Below are 1,406 nucleotides of genomic sequence, written 5' to 3'. Positions count from 1 at the left end.
TGTCAATCCCTGGATTGACTTGACCGTTTGTTAAGGTTATTAGTTTAGATGTAGGGTACAGTATGGATATTGACATGAAGTGTCAATTGCGTTGGTTTGGAGGCTAGCCTCCAAAAAATTTGGTGTGTTTTCACTGCGGATCACTTCCACTTTTTGTTTGTGGGTGGGCAGCTGCCTCCAGGTGGCTTCATAGTCGGCCGGAGAGCATCTCCCCAGGCTTCCATGATGACGTTTAGTGTTATAATCGGCTACCGCCTGTTTGCTATAATAGGTCAGCTGTCGAAAGGTTTTCAGCGAACGTGGAATCAAGTATTCATTCTTAATCACCCCATTGACCCGTTCGGCAAACGCATTGTCCTGGGCCCGTCCTCCCATGCTGATAGACATCTGATGGTCGCGAAGGATCTTCAGATACCGACCCTCGGTATATTGACTGCCGCGATCCGAATGATGAACACACCCGGTCAACTCATCCCAAGAAAACCTGTTCACCGCCATCTTTAAGGCTTTTATGTTCGCATCCGCCCGAAGATTGTCACTGACGGCATAGCCGACAATGCGGCGCGTATACACGTCAATAATGAACGTCAGATAGTAAAAGCGACCGGCCACTTTGATGTAGGTGATATCGCTCTGCCAGACTTGGTTGGGACCGCTGACCAGCCGTCCCTCAATCAGATTGTCAAAGACCTTATGAGCGGGAATCGTTGTGCGCATTCGGTTGACCCGCCGACGGACCCCATAGCCCAATTGCATAAAAATATCACAGAATTTATCCCGCCCCATGCCTTCGGGCTGAATCTGCCAATAGAGTTTTTCCAACCCTTCTCCCGGATGCTCAGCGCGGCGGTCGTCCACCTGGCCGATGACCTTACGGATCAGATTCAGTTCAGCAGTCTCACGGCGAAAATGATCCCATACGCCTTGCTTACTAATGTCAGCTGCTGCATACAATTCATTTAAACTATAGCCGATCATTTGCCTGTTCTCCCGGAACCACCCGATCGTTTCGAAGAAGAACTTTTTTTTACATCCAAATCATACTCCTTCTCGGCCAATTCGATCATCTTTTCCAAAAAATCGACTTTGATCTGCTTCTGGCCAACCATTCGTTCCAGTTCAGCAATTTTGGCTTGCAGGTCTTTGACTTTCTGATCAGTACTCTGGCTCATTTCGACAACCCTAATGCGCGGAGAATCCGCCGGTGAATATTTATGAATCCATTTATAGATCGCTGTTAAGCTACAATGATACAAGTCTGCAAGCTCTTTTACCGTATAATTTCCACTGCGAAATTCATGAACCACTTTACGGCGTATTTGTTCGCTGAATTTGCGGCGTTTATTTAGTTTTCGTGTGTTCATAACTTGGTATTTAACCGGTCAAGCTATGCTAGGGATAGACAG

Annotated in this window: 2 protein-coding genes; both read right to left on the bottom strand. The window is 47.1% G+C overall.

What is annotated here, in order from left to right; all coding sequences use genetic code 11:
• Positions 1-39 precede the first annotated feature (39 nt).
• A complete protein-coding gene (locus L6773_RS21205; protein ID WP_237856673.1) occupies positions 40-978 on the bottom strand; it encodes an IS3 family transposase in 939 nt (312 codons plus the stop codon).
• Complete coding sequence (locus tag L6773_RS21200) at positions 975-1,364, bottom strand: transposase (protein WP_237856672.1); 390 nt, start codon at positions 1,362-1,364, stop codon at positions 975-977. Before L6773_RS21200 ends, L6773_RS21205 begins: the two co-directional genes overlap by 4 nt.
• Positions 1,365-1,406: the final 42 nt, after the last annotated feature.

Origin of the sequence: Rhodohalobacter sulfatireducens, assembly GCF_022012475.1 — a bacterium.
Taxonomy (GTDB): domain Bacteria; phylum Bacteroidota; class Rhodothermia; order Balneolales; family Balneolaceae; genus Rhodohalobacter; species Rhodohalobacter sulfatireducens.
This window is presented reverse-complemented; position numbering and strand designations above follow the sequence as displayed.